General features: G+C 41.4%; 28 protein-coding genes. All 28 read left to right on the forward strand.

Annotated elements, in window-relative coordinates; all coding sequences use genetic code 11:
- Window positions 1–25: 25 nt before the first annotated feature.
- The 28 genes from rplB to YK48G_RS10495 all read left to right on the forward strand — a co-directional run bounded on the left by rplB (window position 26) and on the right by YK48G_RS10495 (window position 14,677).
- Window positions 26–865: a 50S ribosomal protein L2 gene (gene rplB, locus YK48G_RS10360; protein WP_203630632.1), complete on the forward strand. Its 840-nt coding sequence runs from the start codon at window positions 26–28 to the stop codon at window positions 863–865.
- A gap of 43 nt (window positions 866–908) precedes the next feature.
- Window positions 909–1,184 carry a 30S ribosomal protein S19 gene (gene rpsS / locus YK48G_RS10365; protein ID WP_056983216.1) on the forward strand — a complete coding sequence of 92 codons (276 nt, stop codon included), beginning with the start codon at window positions 909–911 and terminating at the stop codon, window positions 1,182–1,184.
- Between the two features lie 17 nt (window positions 1,185–1,201).
- Window positions 1,202–1,558, forward strand: a complete 357-nt coding sequence (gene rplV, locus YK48G_RS10370; RefSeq protein ID WP_054747196.1) for a 50S ribosomal protein L22 — start codon at window positions 1,202–1,204, stop codon at window positions 1,556–1,558.
- Window positions 1,559–1,561: 3 nt separating this feature from the next.
- A complete protein-coding gene (gene rpsC / locus YK48G_RS10375; RefSeq protein WP_203630633.1) occupies window positions 1,562–2,227 on the forward strand; it encodes a 30S ribosomal protein S3 in 666 nt (221 codons plus the stop codon).
- A 2-nt stretch (window positions 2,228–2,229) separates the two neighbouring features.
- Window positions 2,230–2,664, forward strand: a complete 435-nt coding sequence (rplP, locus tag YK48G_RS10380; RefSeq protein WP_203630634.1) for a 50S ribosomal protein L16 — start codon at window positions 2,230–2,232, stop codon at window positions 2,662–2,664.
- Window positions 2,654–2,848 (forward strand): 50S ribosomal protein L29, encoded by a 195-nt coding sequence (gene rpmC, locus YK48G_RS10385; protein WP_008855795.1) that lies wholly within the window; start codon window positions 2,654–2,656, stop codon window positions 2,846–2,848. Before rplP ends, rpmC begins: the two co-directional genes overlap by 11 nt.
- Before the next feature lie 24 nt (window positions 2,849–2,872).
- Window positions 2,873–3,139: a 30S ribosomal protein S17 gene (rpsQ, locus tag YK48G_RS10390; RefSeq protein WP_203630635.1), complete on the forward strand. Its 267-nt coding sequence runs from the start codon at window positions 2,873–2,875 to the stop codon at window positions 3,137–3,139.
- Between the two features lie 61 nt (window positions 3,140–3,200).
- Window positions 3,201–3,569: a 50S ribosomal protein L14 gene (gene rplN, locus YK48G_RS10395; RefSeq protein WP_203630636.1), complete on the forward strand. Its 369-nt coding sequence runs from the start codon at window positions 3,201–3,203 to the stop codon at window positions 3,567–3,569.
- Between the two features lie 30 nt (window positions 3,570–3,599).
- Window positions 3,600–3,908 carry a 50S ribosomal protein L24 gene (rplX, locus tag YK48G_RS10400; protein WP_203630637.1) on the forward strand — a complete coding sequence of 103 codons (309 nt, stop codon included), beginning with the start codon at window positions 3,600–3,602 and terminating at the stop codon, window positions 3,906–3,908.
- 28 nt (window positions 3,909–3,936) lie between these two features.
- Complete coding sequence (gene rplE / locus YK48G_RS10405; RefSeq protein ID WP_203630638.1) at window positions 3,937–4,479, forward strand: 50S ribosomal protein L5; 543 nt, start codon at window positions 3,937–3,939, stop codon at window positions 4,477–4,479.
- A 15-nt stretch (window positions 4,480–4,494) separates the two neighbouring features.
- A complete protein-coding gene (locus YK48G_RS10410; protein WP_003635667.1) occupies window positions 4,495–4,680 on the forward strand; it encodes a type Z 30S ribosomal protein S14 in 186 nt (61 codons plus the stop codon).
- A gap of 25 nt (window positions 4,681–4,705) precedes the next feature.
- Window positions 4,706–5,104, forward strand: a complete 399-nt coding sequence (rpsH, locus tag YK48G_RS10415; protein ID WP_008855790.1) for a 30S ribosomal protein S8 — start codon at window positions 4,706–4,708, stop codon at window positions 5,102–5,104.
- A gap of 28 nt (window positions 5,105–5,132) precedes the next feature.
- Window positions 5,133–5,672 carry a 50S ribosomal protein L6 gene (rplF, locus tag YK48G_RS10420; RefSeq protein WP_203630639.1) on the forward strand — a complete coding sequence of 180 codons (540 nt, stop codon included), beginning with the start codon at window positions 5,133–5,135 and terminating at the stop codon, window positions 5,670–5,672.
- A 25-nt stretch (window positions 5,673–5,697) separates the two neighbouring features.
- Window positions 5,698–6,063 carry a 50S ribosomal protein L18 gene (gene rplR / locus YK48G_RS10425; protein WP_284692038.1) on the forward strand — a complete coding sequence of 122 codons (366 nt, stop codon included), beginning with the start codon at window positions 5,698–5,700 and terminating at the stop codon, window positions 6,061–6,063.
- A gap of 19 nt (window positions 6,064–6,082) precedes the next feature.
- A complete protein-coding gene (rpsE, locus tag YK48G_RS10430) occupies window positions 6,083–6,586 on the forward strand; it encodes a 30S ribosomal protein S5 (protein WP_203630641.1) in 504 nt (167 codons plus the stop codon).
- A 14-nt stretch (window positions 6,587–6,600) separates the two neighbouring features.
- The gene (gene rpmD, locus YK48G_RS10435; protein ID WP_013728487.1) at window positions 6,601–6,786 is read left to right on the forward strand and encodes a 50S ribosomal protein L30; all 186 of its coding nucleotides are present in this window, start codon (window positions 6,601–6,603) and stop codon (window positions 6,784–6,786) included.
- A 26-nt stretch (window positions 6,787–6,812) separates the two neighbouring features.
- The gene (gene rplO / locus YK48G_RS10440; protein WP_203630642.1) at window positions 6,813–7,247 is read left to right on the forward strand and encodes a 50S ribosomal protein L15; all 435 of its coding nucleotides are present in this window, start codon (window positions 6,813–6,815) and stop codon (window positions 7,245–7,247) included.
- Window positions 7,247–8,563, forward strand: coding sequence for a preprotein translocase subunit SecY (gene secY / locus YK48G_RS10445; RefSeq protein WP_203630643.1), 1,317 nt, complete (start codon window positions 7,247–7,249; stop codon window positions 8,561–8,563). Before rplO ends, secY begins: the two co-directional genes overlap by 1 nt.
- Window positions 8,564–8,605: 42 nt before the next feature.
- On the forward strand, window positions 8,606–9,262 hold the full coding sequence (locus YK48G_RS10450; protein ID WP_203630644.1) for an adenylate kinase: 657 nt from the start codon (window positions 8,606–8,608) through the stop codon (window positions 9,260–9,262).
- A gap of 124 nt (window positions 9,263–9,386) precedes the next feature.
- Window positions 9,387–9,605 carry a translation initiation factor IF-1 gene (gene infA / locus YK48G_RS10455; protein ID WP_008855782.1) on the forward strand — a complete coding sequence of 73 codons (219 nt, stop codon included), beginning with the start codon at window positions 9,387–9,389 and terminating at the stop codon, window positions 9,603–9,605.
- Window positions 9,606–9,640: 35 nt separating this feature from the next.
- Entirely contained in the window at window positions 9,641–9,760 is a 120-nt protein-coding gene (gene rpmJ / locus YK48G_RS10460; protein ID WP_008855781.1) for a 50S ribosomal protein L36, read from the forward strand.
- A gap of 24 nt (window positions 9,761–9,784) precedes the next feature.
- A complete protein-coding gene (gene rpsM / locus YK48G_RS10465; RefSeq protein WP_008855780.1) occupies window positions 9,785–10,147 on the forward strand; it encodes a 30S ribosomal protein S13 in 363 nt (120 codons plus the stop codon).
- Between the two features lie 25 nt (window positions 10,148–10,172).
- On the forward strand, window positions 10,173–10,562 hold the full coding sequence (gene rpsK, locus YK48G_RS10470; RefSeq protein ID WP_203630645.1) for a 30S ribosomal protein S11: 390 nt from the start codon (window positions 10,173–10,175) through the stop codon (window positions 10,560–10,562).
- A gap of 94 nt (window positions 10,563–10,656) precedes the next feature.
- Window positions 10,657–11,607 carry a DNA-directed RNA polymerase subunit alpha gene (locus YK48G_RS10475; protein WP_056949308.1) on the forward strand — a complete coding sequence of 317 codons (951 nt, stop codon included), beginning with the start codon at window positions 10,657–10,659 and terminating at the stop codon, window positions 11,605–11,607.
- A 27-nt stretch (window positions 11,608–11,634) separates the two neighbouring features.
- Window positions 11,635–12,018 (forward strand): 50S ribosomal protein L17, encoded by a 384-nt coding sequence (rplQ, locus tag YK48G_RS10480; protein WP_203630646.1) that lies wholly within the window; start codon window positions 11,635–11,637, stop codon window positions 12,016–12,018.
- Between the two features lie 187 nt (window positions 12,019–12,205).
- Window positions 12,206–13,039 (forward strand): energy-coupling factor transporter ATPase, encoded by an 834-nt coding sequence (locus YK48G_RS10485; RefSeq protein WP_203630647.1) that lies wholly within the window; start codon window positions 12,206–12,208, stop codon window positions 13,037–13,039.
- Entirely contained in the window at window positions 13,009–13,887 is an 879-nt protein-coding gene (locus YK48G_RS10490) for an energy-coupling factor ABC transporter ATP-binding protein (protein WP_203630648.1), read from the forward strand. Before YK48G_RS10485 ends, YK48G_RS10490 begins: the two co-directional genes overlap by 31 nt.
- A complete protein-coding gene (locus YK48G_RS10495) occupies window positions 13,880–14,677 on the forward strand; it encodes an energy-coupling factor transporter transmembrane component T family protein (RefSeq protein ID WP_203630649.1) in 798 nt (265 codons plus the stop codon). Before YK48G_RS10490 ends, YK48G_RS10495 begins: the two co-directional genes overlap by 8 nt.
- The last annotated feature ends 8 nt before the right edge of the window (window positions 14,678–14,685 follow it).

Raw genomic sequence — 14,685 nt, forward strand, 5'->3', positions numbered from 1 at the left:
TCTTACAAATTAGGAGGGAAACGTTGTGGCCATTAAAACATATAAGCCAACCAGTAACGGTCGACGTAATATGACGAGTTTGGACTACAGTGGCATTACGAAAACTAAGCCAGAAAAGTCCTTACTTGAATCAAAAAGCAAAACTGCCGGCCGTAATAACTATGGTCGAATGACTGTTCGTCATCGTGGCGGCGGAAACAAGAATCAATATCGAGTTATTGATTTTAAGCGAAACAAAGATAACGTTGAAGCAACTGTCAAAGCAATCGAATATGATCCAAACCGGACCGCCAATATTGCTTTATTAGTTTATGTAGATGGTGTTAAATCATACATTATTGCACCTAAAGGACTAAAGGTTGGGGATAAAGTTGAATCAGGAAGCGATGCTGATATTAAAGTCGGTAACGCCTTACCCCTTGCCAATATTCCTGTTGGTACAATTATTCATAACATTGAAATCAAGCCTGGAAAGGGTGGCCAACTTGCTCGTTCAGCTGGTGCCTCAGCTCAATTGCTTGGTCGCGATGGCAAGTATTCATTAGTTCGTCTTTCATCTGGTGAAGTTCGTTTGGTTTTGAGCACAAACCGGGCTTCAATTGGCTCTGTTGGTAATGAAGAGCATGAATTGATCAATGTTGGTAAAGCTGGCCGGACTCGTTACAAAGGTCAACGTCCACATGTTCGTGGATCTGTTATGAACCCTAACGATCACCCTCATGGTGGTGGTGAAGGTAAAGCACCAGTTGGTCTTCCATCACCATTATCACCATGGGGCAAGAAGACAGTTGGTAAGAAGACCCGTTCTAAGAAGGCACGTTCAAACAAATTTATTGTGCGTCGTCGTAAGGGTTCAAAGATGTAATTTAATTAATCATAATTAATACTGATACAGAGGAGGTTGCAAAATGAGTCGTAGTTTAAAAAAGGGACCATTTGCCGACGAGTATTTGCTTAAAAAGGTAGATGCTCAAAAAGATCAAGACAAAAAGTCCGTTATTAAGACTTGGTCACGTCGTTCAACGATTTTTCCAAGCTTCATCGGGTATACGTTTGCTGTTTATGATGGAAGAAAGCATGTTCCAGTTTATATCCAAGAAGACATGGTAGGCCATAAGCTTGGAGAATTTGTGCCGACCCGGACGTTCCATGGTCATAATACTGACGATAAGAAGACTGTTTAAAGCAAGGAGGATAACAAATGGCTGAACAAGTTACATCAGCAAAAGCAACTGCTAAAACTGTTCGCATTGCCGCACGAAAGGTCCGTCTTGTAGTTGATCTTATCCGGGGCAAAAGCGTTGCCGAAGCTGCCGCAATCTTAGATTTCACACCCCGCGGTGCTTCTCCAGTAGTTTCAAAAGTACTTAAATCTGCTGTTGCAAATGCAGAAAACAATTTTGATTTAGATAGCGAAAATTTGTTTGTAAGTGAAGCCTTCGTTAATGAAGGTGCAACTCTTAAGCGATTCAGACCACGGGCGAAAGGTTCTGCATCACCAATTAACAAACGAACAAGCCACATTACAATTGTCGTATCCGAAAAAGAGGAGGGGTAACGCGTGGGTAATAAAGTAAATCCTAATGGTTTACGAGTTGGAATCATTCGCGACTGGGAAGCAAAATGGTATGCAGGTAAGAACTATGCTGCATATTTACGCGAAGATTTGCAAATTCGTAAATATATTGAAAAACGACTTGCTAGCGCGTCAGTTTCTACTGTTGAAATTGAACGGGCTGCAAACCGTGTCAACGTTTCAATTCATACTGCTAAGCCTGGAATGGTAATTGGTAAAGGTGGATCTGAAGTTGAAAGTCTTAGAAAAGAACTCAACGACCTGACTGGCAAGCGTGTTCACATCAACATCATTGAAATCAAAAAGCCTGATTTGGATGCTAAATTAGTTGGTGAAAACATTGCTCGTCAGTTGGAAGGCCGAGTTGCATTCCGTCGGGCAATGAGACAAGCAATGCAGCGGACAATGCGTGCCGGTGCTCAGGGTATCAAGACTCAGGTTGCCGGCCGACTTAACGGTGCTGACATGGCTCGAGTTGAAAGTTATTCTGATGGTACTGTTCCATTGCATACTTTGAGAGCAGATATTGACTACTCATGGGTTGAAGCCTTTACGACATATGGTTCAATTGGTGTCAAGACTTGGATCTATCGTGGTGAAATTCTCCCTGAAAAGCCAAAGAACAGTGACGCTGATAAAGGAGGGAAATAAACATGTTAGTACCTAAACGTGTTAAGCATCGTCGTGAACATCGTGGCAAGCTTCGTGGTGCTGCCAAGGGCGGTAAGACGGTTACTTTCGGTGACTACGGATTACAAGCACTTGATTCTCATTGGATTACCAACCGTCAAATCGAAGCATGCCGTATTGCGATGACCCGTCATATGAAACGTGGAGGAAAGGTTTGGATCAAGATTTTCCCTCACAAGTCATATACTGAAAAAGGTGTCGGCGTTCGAATGGGGAATGGTAAAGGAACACCTGCTGGCTGGGTATCACCAGTTAAGCGTGGTAAAGTATTGTTTGAAATTGGTGGCGTTGATAAAGCAACGGCCCATGAAGCATTACGTCTTGCATCAAACAAGCTTCCTGTTCGGACAAAGATCATAGAACGTGAGGAAGTAGGTGGCGAATCAAATGAAGGCTAAAGATATTAGTAAGTTAACCACTGCTCAAATGATTGATAAAGAAAAAGATTACAAAGATGAATTGTTCAATCTTCGTTTCCAACTAGCCACTGGTCAATTGGAAAATACTGCACGATTAAAGCAAGTTCGAAAAAATATCGCGCGAATCAAGACGGCACTTCGTCAACAAGAATTAAACAAGTAGAATACGATAAGGGAGGTATAATTAATGGCTGAAGAACGCAACGAGCGTAAAGTTTATCAGGGACGGGTTGTTTCTGACAAGAGTAATAAGACCATTACGGTTGAAGTTTCGACTTACAAGACTCATCCGCGATATGGCAAACGTGTTCGTTACTCAAAGAAATTCACCGCTCATGATGAAAATAATGAAGCTAAAATCGGCGATACGGTTCAGATTATGGAAACTCGTCCATTGTCAAAGACAAAACGATTCCGTCTGGTCAAAATTGTTGAAAAAGCGGTTATCATTTAACTTAATTAATTATCAGTTAATTATCGTATTCTATATTTAACGATGAAGGGAGGATATACCTGTGATTCAACAAGAAAGTCGATTAAAAGTTGCCGACAACTCAGGTGCAAGAGAATTGCTTACTATTAAAGTTTTAGGTGGCTCAACTAGAAGGTATGCCGGAATCGGCGATACCATTGTTGCTACGGTAAAACAAGCAACACCAGGTGGCGTTGTCAAAAAGGGTGATGTTGTCAAGGCCGTTATTGTCCGTACCAAGGCAGTTACCCGCCGTACTGATGGTTCATATATTCGTTTTGACGAAAATGCTGCAGTTTTAATTCGTGATGACAAGAGTCCCCAAGGCACTCGTATCTTTGGCCCGGTTGCTCGTGAATTACGTGATAACAACTTCATGAAGATTGTTTCATTAGCCCCAGAAGTACTTTAATCACAACCAGGATATAAGGAGGTGCCATAAATGTTCATTAAAACTGGTGACAAAGTTCGTGTTATTAGTGGCAAGGACAAGGGTAAGGAAGGAACAGTTACCAAAACGATCACTTCAAAGGATCGTGTGATTGTTGAAGGCGTTAATAAGGTTAAAAAGCATACTAAAGCCTCTTCTACAAACCCACAAGGTGGAATTGTGGATGCTGAAGCACCAATCCACGTTTCAAAAGTCATGCTAATTGATCCATCAACAAATGAACCAACTCGGGTTGGTATCAAAATTGAAGATGGCAAAAAAATCCGTTACTCAAAGAAATCGCAAAAGGCGATTGATTAATCTATAACGAAAGGAGGATCCCCTTTAAATGACAAGTCGTTTACGAGAAAAATTCAATAGTGAAATCACTCCACATATGGTGGAAAAATTCAATTATAAATCAGTAATGCAAGCGCCAAAGATTGATAAGATCGTATTGAACATGGGTGTTGGTGACGCGGTTACTAATGCTAAAAACCTTGACGAAGCCGTTTCTGAACTTGCTTTGATTTCAGGCCAAAAGCCTTTGATTACCAAAGCCAAAAAGTCAATTGCCGGTTTTAGATTACGTGAAGGAAACGCTATTGGTGCCAAAGTGACACTTCGAGGAGACCGGATGTACGACTTTTTAGACAAGTTGATCAACGTTTCCTTGCCACGTGTTCGTGACTTCCATGGTGTTAGCACTCGGGCCTTCGATGGTCGGGGTAACTATACATTAGGTGTTCGGGAACAATTAATTTTTCCAGAAATTGATTATGATAACGTTAATCGCGTTAGAGGAATGGATATCGTAATCGTAACTACTGCAAACACTGATGAAGAGTCACATGAATTGTTGGCTCAATTCGGTATGCCATTCGCTAGATAATGAGGAGGTTTCACATTGGCTAAAAAATCATTAATTGTAAAAAGTGAACGCCCTGCAAAGTTCTCAACTCAGAACTACACGCGTTGTGAGCGCTGTGGACGACCTCGTTCAGTATATAAGAAATTTCATTTATGCCGTCTTTGCATTCGTGAACTTGCCCATAAAGGTCAAATTCCCGGCATGAAGAAAGCTAGTTGGTAATATATAAAAAGGAGGTTGTGCGCTGATGTCTATGACTGATCCAATTGCGGACTTTTTAACTCGCATTCGGAATGCGAACATGGTTTACCATGAAACAGTTGAAGTTCCCGCATCAAAAATCAAACGAGACATTGCTGAAATTCTCAAACGTGAGGGTTTTGTTCGCGATGTTGAATATATCGAAGATGACAAGCAAGGCGTTATCCGGGTTTTCCTGAAATATGGAAAGGATAAGCAACGTGTCATCACTGGATTGAAAAGAATCTCTAAGCCAGGTCTGCGTTCATACGTTAAAGCAGATGCTGTTCCTAAGGTTTTAAATGGCCTTGGAATTGCGATTATTTCTACGTCAAACGGTGTCATTACTGATAAACAAGCTCGCGCCCAAAAAATTGGCGGCGAAGTACTAGCATACGTTTGGTAATCATTTCATTAAATTGGAGGTGTGATTAATGAGTCGAATTGGTTATAAAACCGTTGTCTTGCCTAAAGGTGTTGAAATTAAGACCGATGGTAACGTTGTTACTGTTAAGGGTTCTAAAGGAACTTTAAGTCGTGAAATGACGCCACATGTCAAGATGAATGTTAAGGACAACGAAGTTAACTTCGAACCTGTTGGCGATTACAACGATAAAGTTCGGGCTTTACACGGAACTGCTCGTGCCAACTTCAACAACATGGTTGAAGGAGTTACCAACGGATTTAAGAAAACATTGAAACTTGTCGGTGTTGGATACCGTGCGCAACTTAAGGGTAAAACCTTAACGTTAAACGTTGGTTATTCAAACCCAGTTGAGATGCAGGTACCTGATAACATTACTGTTGAAGTACCTGACAATACAACAATTCATATTAGTGGTATCAGCAAACAGTATGTTGGCGATTTTGCTGCAGCTGTTCGTGATGTTCGTTCACCTGAACCATACAAAGGCAAGGGGATTCGTTACGAGAATGAACATATTATTCGTAAGGAAGGTAAGACTGGTAAGTAAACTATCAGCCTAATAAAATTTTGAGGTGACTATTTTGATTTCTAAACCAGATAAAAATAAGAGTCGGAAACGCCGTCATAATCGTGTCCGCAACAAAATTTCTGGTACTGCCGAGCGCCCACGCTTAAATGTTTATCGTTCTAATAAAAACATCTACGCTCAAGTAATTGATGACGTAGCGGGTGTAACGCTTGTTAGTGCCTCAACACTTGATTCTGCAGTCAGTGGTGAAAACAAGACTGAACAGGCAGCCAGTGTTGGTAAACTAGTAGCTCAACGTGCAAGCGAAAAGAATATCAAGACGGTTGTTTTTGACCGTGGTGGCTATTTGTATCATGGCCGGGTTCAAGCTCTTGCCGATGCAGCTCGTGAAAACGGGCTAGAATTCTAAAAAGGAGGAATAACCGCACATGAAGAAATTTATTGATCCCGAAAAGTTAGAGCTTGAAGATAACGTCGTATCAATTAACCGGATCACTAAAGTTGTTAAAGGTGGTCGTCGTCTTCGTTTTGCTGCCTTAGTAGTTGTAGGCGATAAGCACGGTCATGTTGGTTTTGGAACTGGTAAAGCCCAAGAAGTTCCAGAAGCCATTCGTAAAGCAGTTGAAGCAGCTCGCAAAAACTTGATTGAGGTTCCGATTGTTGGTACAACAATTCCTCACGAAGTTTTGGGAACTTTTGGTGGTGGCCGCATTATGTTGAAACCCGCTGAAGAAGGTTCTGGAGTTGCAGCCGGTGGTGCTGTTCGTTCCGTTATGGAATTAGCTGGCATTGATGATGTTACTAGTAAACGTTTAGGCTCCAACACACCAATTAACGTTATTCGGGCAACATTCCAAGGCTTAGTTGAACTGAAGAGTGCTGAAGAAGTTTCAGCTCTACGTGGTGTTTCGACCCAACATTTAGCTGAATAAGGAGGGTGTTTTAAATGGCTCAATTAAAAATTACTTTAAAACGTAGCGTAACTCACCGCCTCCCTAAGCAACGTAAAATTGTGAAGGCACTTGGCCTTGGCCGAGTTAATAGTACCGTTGTCAAACCAGATAACGAATCTATTCGTGGGGCTTTGTTCCAAATCGCTCATTTAATTGAAGTTGAACAAGTTAAAGACTAAATCATTTGTAAGGAGGTGCCAATTTCATGAAATTACATGAATTGAAAGCTGCAGAAGGTTCTCGTTCATTGCGGACTCGTAAAGGTCGTGGCCGTTCAGCAGGAAAGGGAAAGACTGCTGGTCGTGGTCAAAAGGGTCAAAAGGCTCGAAGTAAGACCCGGGTAGGATTCGAAGGTGGCCAAATGCCATTGTATCGTCGAACTCCTAAGCGCGGCTTCAATAATATTAATCGAAAAGAATATGCGGTCGTTAATGTTGCCAAATTAGAGAGTTTCGATGATGGTACTGAAGTAACGCCAGAATTGCTTCAAACTTCTGGAATTGTTAAAAATGTTAAATCAGGAATCAAAATTCTTGGTGACGGCAAACTTAGCAAGAAGTTAACTGTTAAAGCTAATAAATTTTCGAAAGCTGCACAATCCGTTATTGAAAATGCAGGCGGTAAAATCGAGGTGGTTTAATGCTCTCGACTTTGGCAGGTGCGTTCAAGGTTAAGGAAATTCGAAACAAAATTCTCTTTACGCTTTTTGTTTTAGTTATATTCCGATTGGGAGCATACATAACTGTTCCCGGTATTAACGCGAAAGCACTTCAATCGGTCGCTTCTTCAGGGCTTGTTAGCATTCTGAATACATTCAGTGGTGGTGGTCTTACCAACTATTCGATTTTTGCAATGGGGGTATCACCATACATTACTGCTCAAATTATCATCCAATTGCTCCAAATGGATATTGTTCCACGGTACGTTGAATGGGGTAAGCAAGGAGAGGTTGGTAGGCGGAAGCTAAATCAGCACACCCGGTACTTAACCGTTATCTTGGCCTTCTTCCAATCCGTTGGAATTACTGCTGGGTTTAACCAATTGAGTAGTTTGAATTTGGTTAATAATCCAAGTATTAAAACATTTGTGATCATTGGCTTGATTTTGACTGGTGGAACAATGTTGACCACTTGGATGGGTGATATGATTACCGAACGGGGAATTGGAAATGGTATTTCCATGATTATCTTCGCCGGTATCGTTGCTAGAATTCCAGTTGGACTGCAATCATTATGGCAACAATATTTTGTTGGCGTTAGTGGTTCGGATTTATGGCAACCGATTCTTTTTGCCATTGCACTCTTGATTATTGTTTTGGTAATTGTAACGTTTGTGACTTGGGTTCAACAAGCAGAACGGCGAGTGCCAATTCAATATACTAGAAGAGTTTCTGGTTCACCTGGTAGCAGTTACCTACCTTTGAAGGTTAACGTTGCTGGAGTTATTCCAGTTATCTTTGCAAGTTCATTTATTGCAACGCCACAAACCATTTTGATGGCATTTCAAAATAATTACTCAACTGCAACTTGGTTTCAAATATTAAACAACGTGTTTAATATGCAAACACCGACCGGAGCTGCATTTTATACGATCCTGATTGTCATGTTTACGTTCTTCTATGCTTTTGTTCAAGTAAACCCAGAGAAGTTATCTGAAAACTTGCAAAAGCAAGGAAGTTACATTCCGGGTGTTTGGCCGGGACATGAAACACAATCATACGTTTCCGATTTGTTGATGAAATTAAGTACAGTTGGTGCATTGTTCTTAGGGGTCGTGTCATTAATTCCATTGATTGCTCAAAACTTGTGGAATTTAGATGAGTCAATTGGCCTTGGTGGAACAAGTTTGCTAATCGTTGTCGGAGTTGCAATTGAAACCATTCGTCAGATTCGTGGTTTAATGATGAAGCGTGAGTATGTTGGCTTCATCCACGGGCCACGCCCAACTGATGAATAATTTAATCGGGGATAGTTGCAGGCAACGAGGAGGAAATGTCGCATGTCATTAAACTTAATCTTGATGGGCTTGCCAGGTGCTGGTAAAGGCACGCAGGCTCAATATATTGTCGATAAATATCAGATTCCACACATTTCGACTGGCGATATGTTTCGAGAAGCGATTTCTAACGAAACACCACTCGGTCTTAAAGCGAAGGAATATACTGATAAAGGTAATCTAGTTCCAGATGAAGTGACAAACGGTATCGTCAAAGAACGATTAGCAAAGGATGATACGAAGCCGGGATTCCTTTTGGATGGGTATCCACGGACTTTGGAGCAAGCTGATGCATTGGCTAAGATGGCGGATGAACTTGGTAAGCCGTTGTCAGCAGTCATTAATATCGACGTTGATCCCAAGCTGTTGACTGATCGATTAACCGGTCGCTTCATTTGTAAGAACTGTGGAGCAACTTATCATAAGTTGTACCACATGCCAAAGGTTCCGGGAACTTGTGACGTTTGTGGTGGTCATGAATTTTATCAACGTGAAGACGATAAGCCTGAAGCAGTTAAAAATCGGCTTAAGGTGAACATTAAGATGAATACCCCACTTATTTCATACTACAAGGATCGTAACTTACTATTCAACGTTGACGGCAGTCAATCAATTGAAGATGTTTGGCAAAATGTTAATCAGATCCTTAGCACTCTTTAATCACAATTCATCAGGTGTTGAGACTATTAGATTGATGAAATATGATGGATGTGTTAGACTATCAAAGGTTTGTCAAGTTAATTTATATGAATTCAATCTAATTTAACATTGGAGGTGTTATTGAGTGGCTAAAGATAATGTTATTGAAGTTGAAGGAAAAGTGGTAGAAACATTGCCAAATGCAATGTTTCGTGTCGAGCTTGAAAACGGACACGAAATTCTAGCCCATGTTTCTGGGAAAATTAGGATGCATTATATTCGAATTCTCCCTGGAGATAAGGTTACGGTTGAAATGTCTCCTTACGATTTGAGTAAGGGTAGAATCACTTATCGATTTAAGTAATTCTTGTCTTCATCATTTTTCGAGGAGGATTAAAAATGAAAGTACGACCATCAGTTAAACCAATGTGTGAACATTGTAAAGTAATCAAGCGAAAAGGCCGAGTAATGATTATTTGCTCAGCAAATCCAAAGCATAAACAACGCCAAGGTAAATAAACGTAAACAGGAGGTGTATGCTCAATGGCTCGTATTGCCGGAATTGATTTACCCCGTGACAAACGAATTGTTATCGGATTAACGTATATATTTGGTATTGGTACCTCTACTTCTGAAAAGATCCTAGCTCAAGCTGGCGTTTCAGAAGATGTTCGTGTGCGCGATTTAACACCAGATCAAGAAGACAAGATTCGAGAGATTGTCAGCAATCTTAAAATTGAAGGTGACTTACGTCGTGAAGTCAGCATGAATATCAAGCGCCTTCAAGAAATTGGTTCATATCGTGGAATGCGTCATCGTCGTGGCCTTCCAGTTCGTGGTCAACATACCAAGAACAATGCCCGTACCAGAAAAGGCAGCAAAGTTGCTGCAGGCAGAAGAAAATAATTAATAAAGGAGGTCATCTGTTTTTATGGTAAACAAAAAGACAAGTCGCAAGCGCCGGGCTAAAAAGAATATTGCGGCAGGAATTGCCCATATTCATTCAACTTTTAATAATACTTTAGTTATGATTACTGACGCCCAAGGGAATGCTGTTTCCTGGTCATCAGCTGGTGCATTGGGCTTCCGTGGAAGTCGTAAGTCAACACCATTTGCTGCTCAAATGGCTGCTGAAGCTGCTGCCAAGGCTTCAATGGAGCATGGCATGAAGTCCGTTGAAGTAGCAGTCAAAGGGCCAGGCTCTGGTCGTGAAGCTGCTATTCGTGCACTACAAGCTACTGGTTTGGAAGTCACTGCTATTCGTGATGTTACTCCGGTACCTCACAATGGATCTCGTCCTCCAAAGCGTCGTCGAGTTTAATTAGAGACATTCAATATAGTGAAGTTTATTTTGTTTGGGTATATTGATATTTTGCATGTAGACTCACGCGTTTTGAAAGGGGTTAATGATAAGAATGATTGAATTTGAAAAGCCTAACATTCATAAGATAGAAGAGACTAAGAACTATGGTGAAGTCGTTGTTGAACCACTTGAACGTGGCTATGGGACTACCCTTGGTAATTCACTACGACGAACCCTATTGTCATCACTCCCTGGTGCTGCAGTTACGAGTATTCAAATTGATGATGTTCTTCATGAATTTTCAACCATTAAGGGTGTCGTTGAAGATGTTACCCAGATTATCTTGAATGTTAAGAAAATTTCTTTGAAATTAGATGGGCCAGAAGATGAAGAAGAGAATTTAGAAATTGACGTCATTGGTCCTGCTGATGTTACTGCCGGTGATATCCAAGGTGATAGTGATGTAACTGTTTTGAATCCAGATTTACACATCGCTACTGTTGCCGATGGTGCTACCTTTCACATGCGCTTAACTGCCAATAAGGGTCGAGGTTACGTTTCAGCTGTCGAAAATAAGAAGCGTAGTTCTGAGATGCCGATTGGCGTTCTTCCGGTTGATTCAATTTATACCCCAATCGAACGTGTCAACTATCAAGTTGAAAGCACCCGGGTTGGCCAACGTGATGATTTCGATAAGCTTACTTTGGATGTTTGGACTGATGGGTCTATAACGCCAAGCGAAGCGGTTAGTTTAGCAGCTAAGATTTTAACTGAACATCTTGAAATGTTCGTTGATTTAACTGATGAAGCTAAAAACACCGAAATTATGGTTGAAAAAGAAGAGACCCACAAAGAAAAAATGCTGGAAATGACAATTGAAGAATTGGACTTATCTGTTCGTTCATATAATTGTCTTAAGCGTGCCGGTATTAACACTGTTCAAGAACTGACTGAAAAGACTGAAGCGGACATGATGAAAGTTCGTAATTTAGGTCGTAAGTCACTTGAAGAGGTCAAAGAAAAATTAGCTGCATTAGGCCTTTCACTTCGTAAAGAAGACTAATAAATTAAAAAGGAGGACATCTAAATTATGAGTTATCGGAAATTACAGCGTAGCAGCGCTCATCGGCGTTCATTGCTTCGTAATTTAACCACTGATTTGTTAATTCATGGTCAAATTGTAACAACGGAAGCAAAGGCTAAAGAAGTTCGTTCCACTGCCGATAAGATGATTTCACTTGGTAAGCGCGGTGACTTGCATGCTCGTCGTCAAGCTGCTGCATTTATTCGAGACGTTGTTGCTGATGTTAAAGAAGACGGTGATGATATTACCGTTACTACTGCATTGCAAAAAACTTTCGGTGAATTAGCTACTAAGTATGCTGATCGTAATGGTGGCTACACTCGCATTTTAAAGACCATGCCTCGTCGTGGTGATGGTGCACCAATGGTTATCCTTGAATTAGTTGACTAACCGTCTTTAGTTCAATCACATATTTTCACGAGAATCACTCAGGTTATTGGTATAGAACGCTATGATGGTGGAATCTTTCCTAGTCTAGTTTGAATGTGAGGTTTCGCTCACGCACTGATCTCCTGTAAGTGATTTTTTTGTACATAAATCTATTGAGTTGAGCAGTTAAATCATGAGGAACGCATCAATGAAAGACATTATTCAAATTCAAAACATTTCATTCAATTATTCCAACCAGCCACGCTTATTTGATGGGCTATCACTCGATGTTCATCAAGGCGAGTGGCTGGCACTTATTGGGCAAAACGGTAGCGGTAAAAGCACGCTGGCTAGGTTAATTGATGGCCTCAACGTCTTAACCAAAGGTCAAATTTTGGTAGCTGGGATGCCAGTTAATGATGCCAATGTTCTGAAAATTCGTAATAAGATTGGCATGGTCTTTCAAAATCCAGAAGACCAATTTGTTGGGGCCACGGTTGAGGACGACGTTGCGTTTGGGCTGGAAAATCGACAAGTTGATCGCCAAAAGATGCATGATATTGTTAAGCAAAGTTTAAAGAGTGTAAATATGTGGGAATTTCGAGACCGAATCCCGGCTAATTTATCTGGTGGTCAAAAGCAACGAGTAGCGATTGCCGGTATTATTGCGTTAAGTCCAGAAATTATTATTTTGGATGAAGCAACGAGTATGCTGGATCCACGTGGACGCCAGGATATCTTAAACTTAGTTCGGCAGATCAAGGAGAAGAATCACTTGACGGTTATTTCGATTACCCATGATATTGACGAAGCCGCTGGCGCAGACCGGGTTGTTATTATCAATAAGGGGCAAAAAATTGATGAGGATACGCCAGCCCAAATTTTCAAACATCCCAAACGACTTGAACAAATTGGCTTGGATGTTCCTTACACTTCCCAATTGATTGCGGCATTATCGAAGCGAAGCGTTCATGCAGCTAAGGAATACTTGAATAGCGAGGAGTTAATCACATGGATCAAGCAATTAGTTTCGACCACGTAACCCATACGTACCAAGCCAAAACCCCTTATGCCCAAGACGCACTTAATGATGTTTCGGTGACGATTGCCGAAAATTCATTTACGGCCATCATTGGGCACACAGGGAGTGGTAAGTCGACACTGGTCCAACACATTAATGCCTTGTTAAAGCCAACTCAAGGAACAATTAAAGTGCATGATAAGCTGATCACGCCGACAACTACTAACAAAAATTTGAAAGAATTTCGCCGCCATGTTGGCATGGTTTTTCAATTTCCTGAAAAGCAATTATTTGAAGAGACGGTGATTAAGGATATTATGTTTGGCCCAAAGAATTATGGGGTGAGCGAGGCGGATGCCAAGCATGCTGCTGTTGATGCAATGAATCTAGTTGGCTTAGATCAATCATTAGCTGAAAAGTCCCCGTTCGACCTTTCGGGTGGGCAAATGCGGCGGGTTGCCATTGCTGGGGTTTTGGCGATGAGACCAGAAATCCTAATCTTAGATGAACCAACTGCTGGATTAGATCCTCAGGGTCACAAAGAAATGATGACCTTGGCTCAGCGCCTGCATGATCACGATCAAATGACGATCATTCTAGTAACACATCAGATGGATGACGTTGTGAATTACGCTTCTCAAGTCATTGTCATGGATCGGGGCAAAATTGTAAAGACTGGATCGCCGGCTCAAATTTTTGCAGATCCTGAATGGGTATATGAGAGGCAATTAAACTTACCAAGCAGTACTGAATTTGCGCAAAGATTAATTGACGCTGGCATCCCTATGGGTAAGCTGCCGTTAACGGTCAATCAACTTGCTGATCGGATTGCTGAACTTGTAGCGAAGGGAGACAGTATGAATGAATAACTTCCTTTTTGGCCGCTATTTACCTGGGAATTCATGGATTCATCAGATGAGTCCGCAGTCAAAACTAACCCTGAGTTTCTACTTTGTGGTAGTCATCTTTTTTGCAAACAATTTAGCTTCCTATGGCGCTTTAGCTGCGCTGATTATAGTCGTTGTCTTACTTTCAGGAGTATCAATCACATTTTTTCTTAAAGGAATTCGGCCGCTAATTTGGCTGATCATTTTTACAGTTAGTCTGCAGATCCTTTTTAGTGCGGGCGGTCATGTTTTTTGGCAATGGGGGCCGTTTTCAATCTCTGATTTAAGCTTGATTAACGGTGGCTATATCTTTATTAGATTTTTGCTAATCATCATGATTTCAACGGTTTTGACACTCACAACGACCCCTTTAGCAATTGCCGATGGTGTTCAAACGGTTCTTAAGCCGCTTAAGAAGATCCATTTTCCTGTTGATACGCTTGCCCTGATGTTATCAATCGCGCTGCGGTTTGTCCCGACCCTAATGGACGAAATGGGAACAATTTTGAATGCCCAGCGGTCTCGAGGGGTTGACTTTGGGTCTGGCAGTTTAAAGCATCGGGTTCAAGCTGCTGTCCCGCTTTTGGTACCTTTATTTACAGGTGCCATCAATCACGCGGAAAACCTGTCAACGGCCATGGAAGCGCGGGGATTTTCAGATAGTGAGCACCGAAGCAAATATCGGGTCTACCGTTGGCAAGGAAAAGATACCATCAGCTGGCTTGCATTTTTAGCGGTTGGCGGGTTGGTTTTATGGATTAGAAAACATTGAGGTGATCA

Source organism: Lentilactobacillus fungorum, from assembly GCF_016860605.1.
GTDB classification, from domain to species: Bacteria; Bacillota; Bacilli; order Lactobacillales; family Lactobacillaceae; genus Lentilactobacillus; species Lentilactobacillus fungorum.

Excerpts from the sequence above, each read along its gene's own strand:
- rpsS (WP_056983216.1), top strand. The coding sequence starts at position 909 with ATGAGTCGTAGTTTAAAAAAGGGACCATTTGCCGACGAGTATTTGCTT.
- rplV (WP_054747196.1), top strand. The coding sequence starts at position 1,202 with ATGGCTGAACAAGTTACATCAGCAAAAGCAACTGCTAAAACTGTTCGC.
- rplP (WP_203630634.1), top strand. The coding sequence starts at position 2,230 with ATGTTAGTACCTAAACGTGTTAAGCATCGTCGTGAACATCGTGGCAAG.
- rpmC (WP_008855795.1), top strand. The coding sequence starts at position 2,654 with ATGAAGGCTAAAGATATTAGTAAGTTAACCACTGCTCAAATGATTGAT.
- rpsQ (WP_203630635.1), top strand. The coding sequence starts at position 2,873 with ATGGCTGAAGAACGCAACGAGCGTAAAGTTTATCAGGGACGGGTTGTT.
- rplX (WP_203630637.1), top strand. The coding sequence starts at position 3,600 with ATGTTCATTAAAACTGGTGACAAAGTTCGTGTTATTAGTGGCAAGGAC.
- rplE (WP_203630638.1), top strand. The coding sequence starts at position 3,937 with ATGACAAGTCGTTTACGAGAAAAATTCAATAGTGAAATCACTCCACAT.
- rpsH (WP_008855790.1), top strand. The coding sequence starts at position 4,706 with ATGTCTATGACTGATCCAATTGCGGACTTTTTAACTCGCATTCGGAAT.
- rplF (WP_203630639.1), top strand. The coding sequence starts at position 5,133 with ATGAGTCGAATTGGTTATAAAACCGTTGTCTTGCCTAAAGGTGTTGAA.
- rpsE (WP_203630641.1), top strand. The coding sequence starts at position 6,083 with ATGAAGAAATTTATTGATCCCGAAAAGTTAGAGCTTGAAGATAACGTC.
- rpmD (WP_013728487.1), top strand. The coding sequence starts at position 6,601 with ATGGCTCAATTAAAAATTACTTTAAAACGTAGCGTAACTCACCGCCTC.
- rplO (WP_203630642.1), top strand. The coding sequence starts at position 6,813 with ATGAAATTACATGAATTGAAAGCTGCAGAAGGTTCTCGTTCATTGCGG.
- secY (WP_203630643.1), top strand. The coding sequence starts at position 7,247 with ATGCTCTCGACTTTGGCAGGTGCGTTCAAGGTTAAGGAAATTCGAAAC.
- YK48G_RS10450 (WP_203630644.1), top strand. The coding sequence starts at position 8,606 with ATGTCATTAAACTTAATCTTGATGGGCTTGCCAGGTGCTGGTAAAGGC.
- rpmJ (WP_008855781.1), top strand. The coding sequence starts at position 9,641 with ATGAAAGTACGACCATCAGTTAAACCAATGTGTGAACATTGTAAAGTA.
- rpsM (WP_008855780.1), top strand. The coding sequence starts at position 9,785 with ATGGCTCGTATTGCCGGAATTGATTTACCCCGTGACAAACGAATTGTT.
- rpsK (WP_203630645.1), top strand. The coding sequence starts at position 10,173 with ATGGTAAACAAAAAGACAAGTCGCAAGCGCCGGGCTAAAAAGAATATT.
- YK48G_RS10475 (WP_056949308.1), top strand. The coding sequence starts at position 10,657 with ATGATTGAATTTGAAAAGCCTAACATTCATAAGATAGAAGAGACTAAG.
- rplQ (WP_203630646.1), top strand. The coding sequence starts at position 11,635 with ATGAGTTATCGGAAATTACAGCGTAGCAGCGCTCATCGGCGTTCATTG.
- YK48G_RS10485 (WP_203630647.1), top strand. The coding sequence starts at position 12,206 with ATGAAAGACATTATTCAAATTCAAAACATTTCATTCAATTATTCCAAC.
- YK48G_RS10490 (WP_203630648.1), top strand. The coding sequence starts at position 13,009 with ATGGATCAAGCAATTAGTTTCGACCACGTAACCCATACGTACCAAGCC.
- YK48G_RS10495 (WP_203630649.1), top strand. The coding sequence starts at position 13,880 with ATGAATAACTTCCTTTTTGGCCGCTATTTACCTGGGAATTCATGGATT.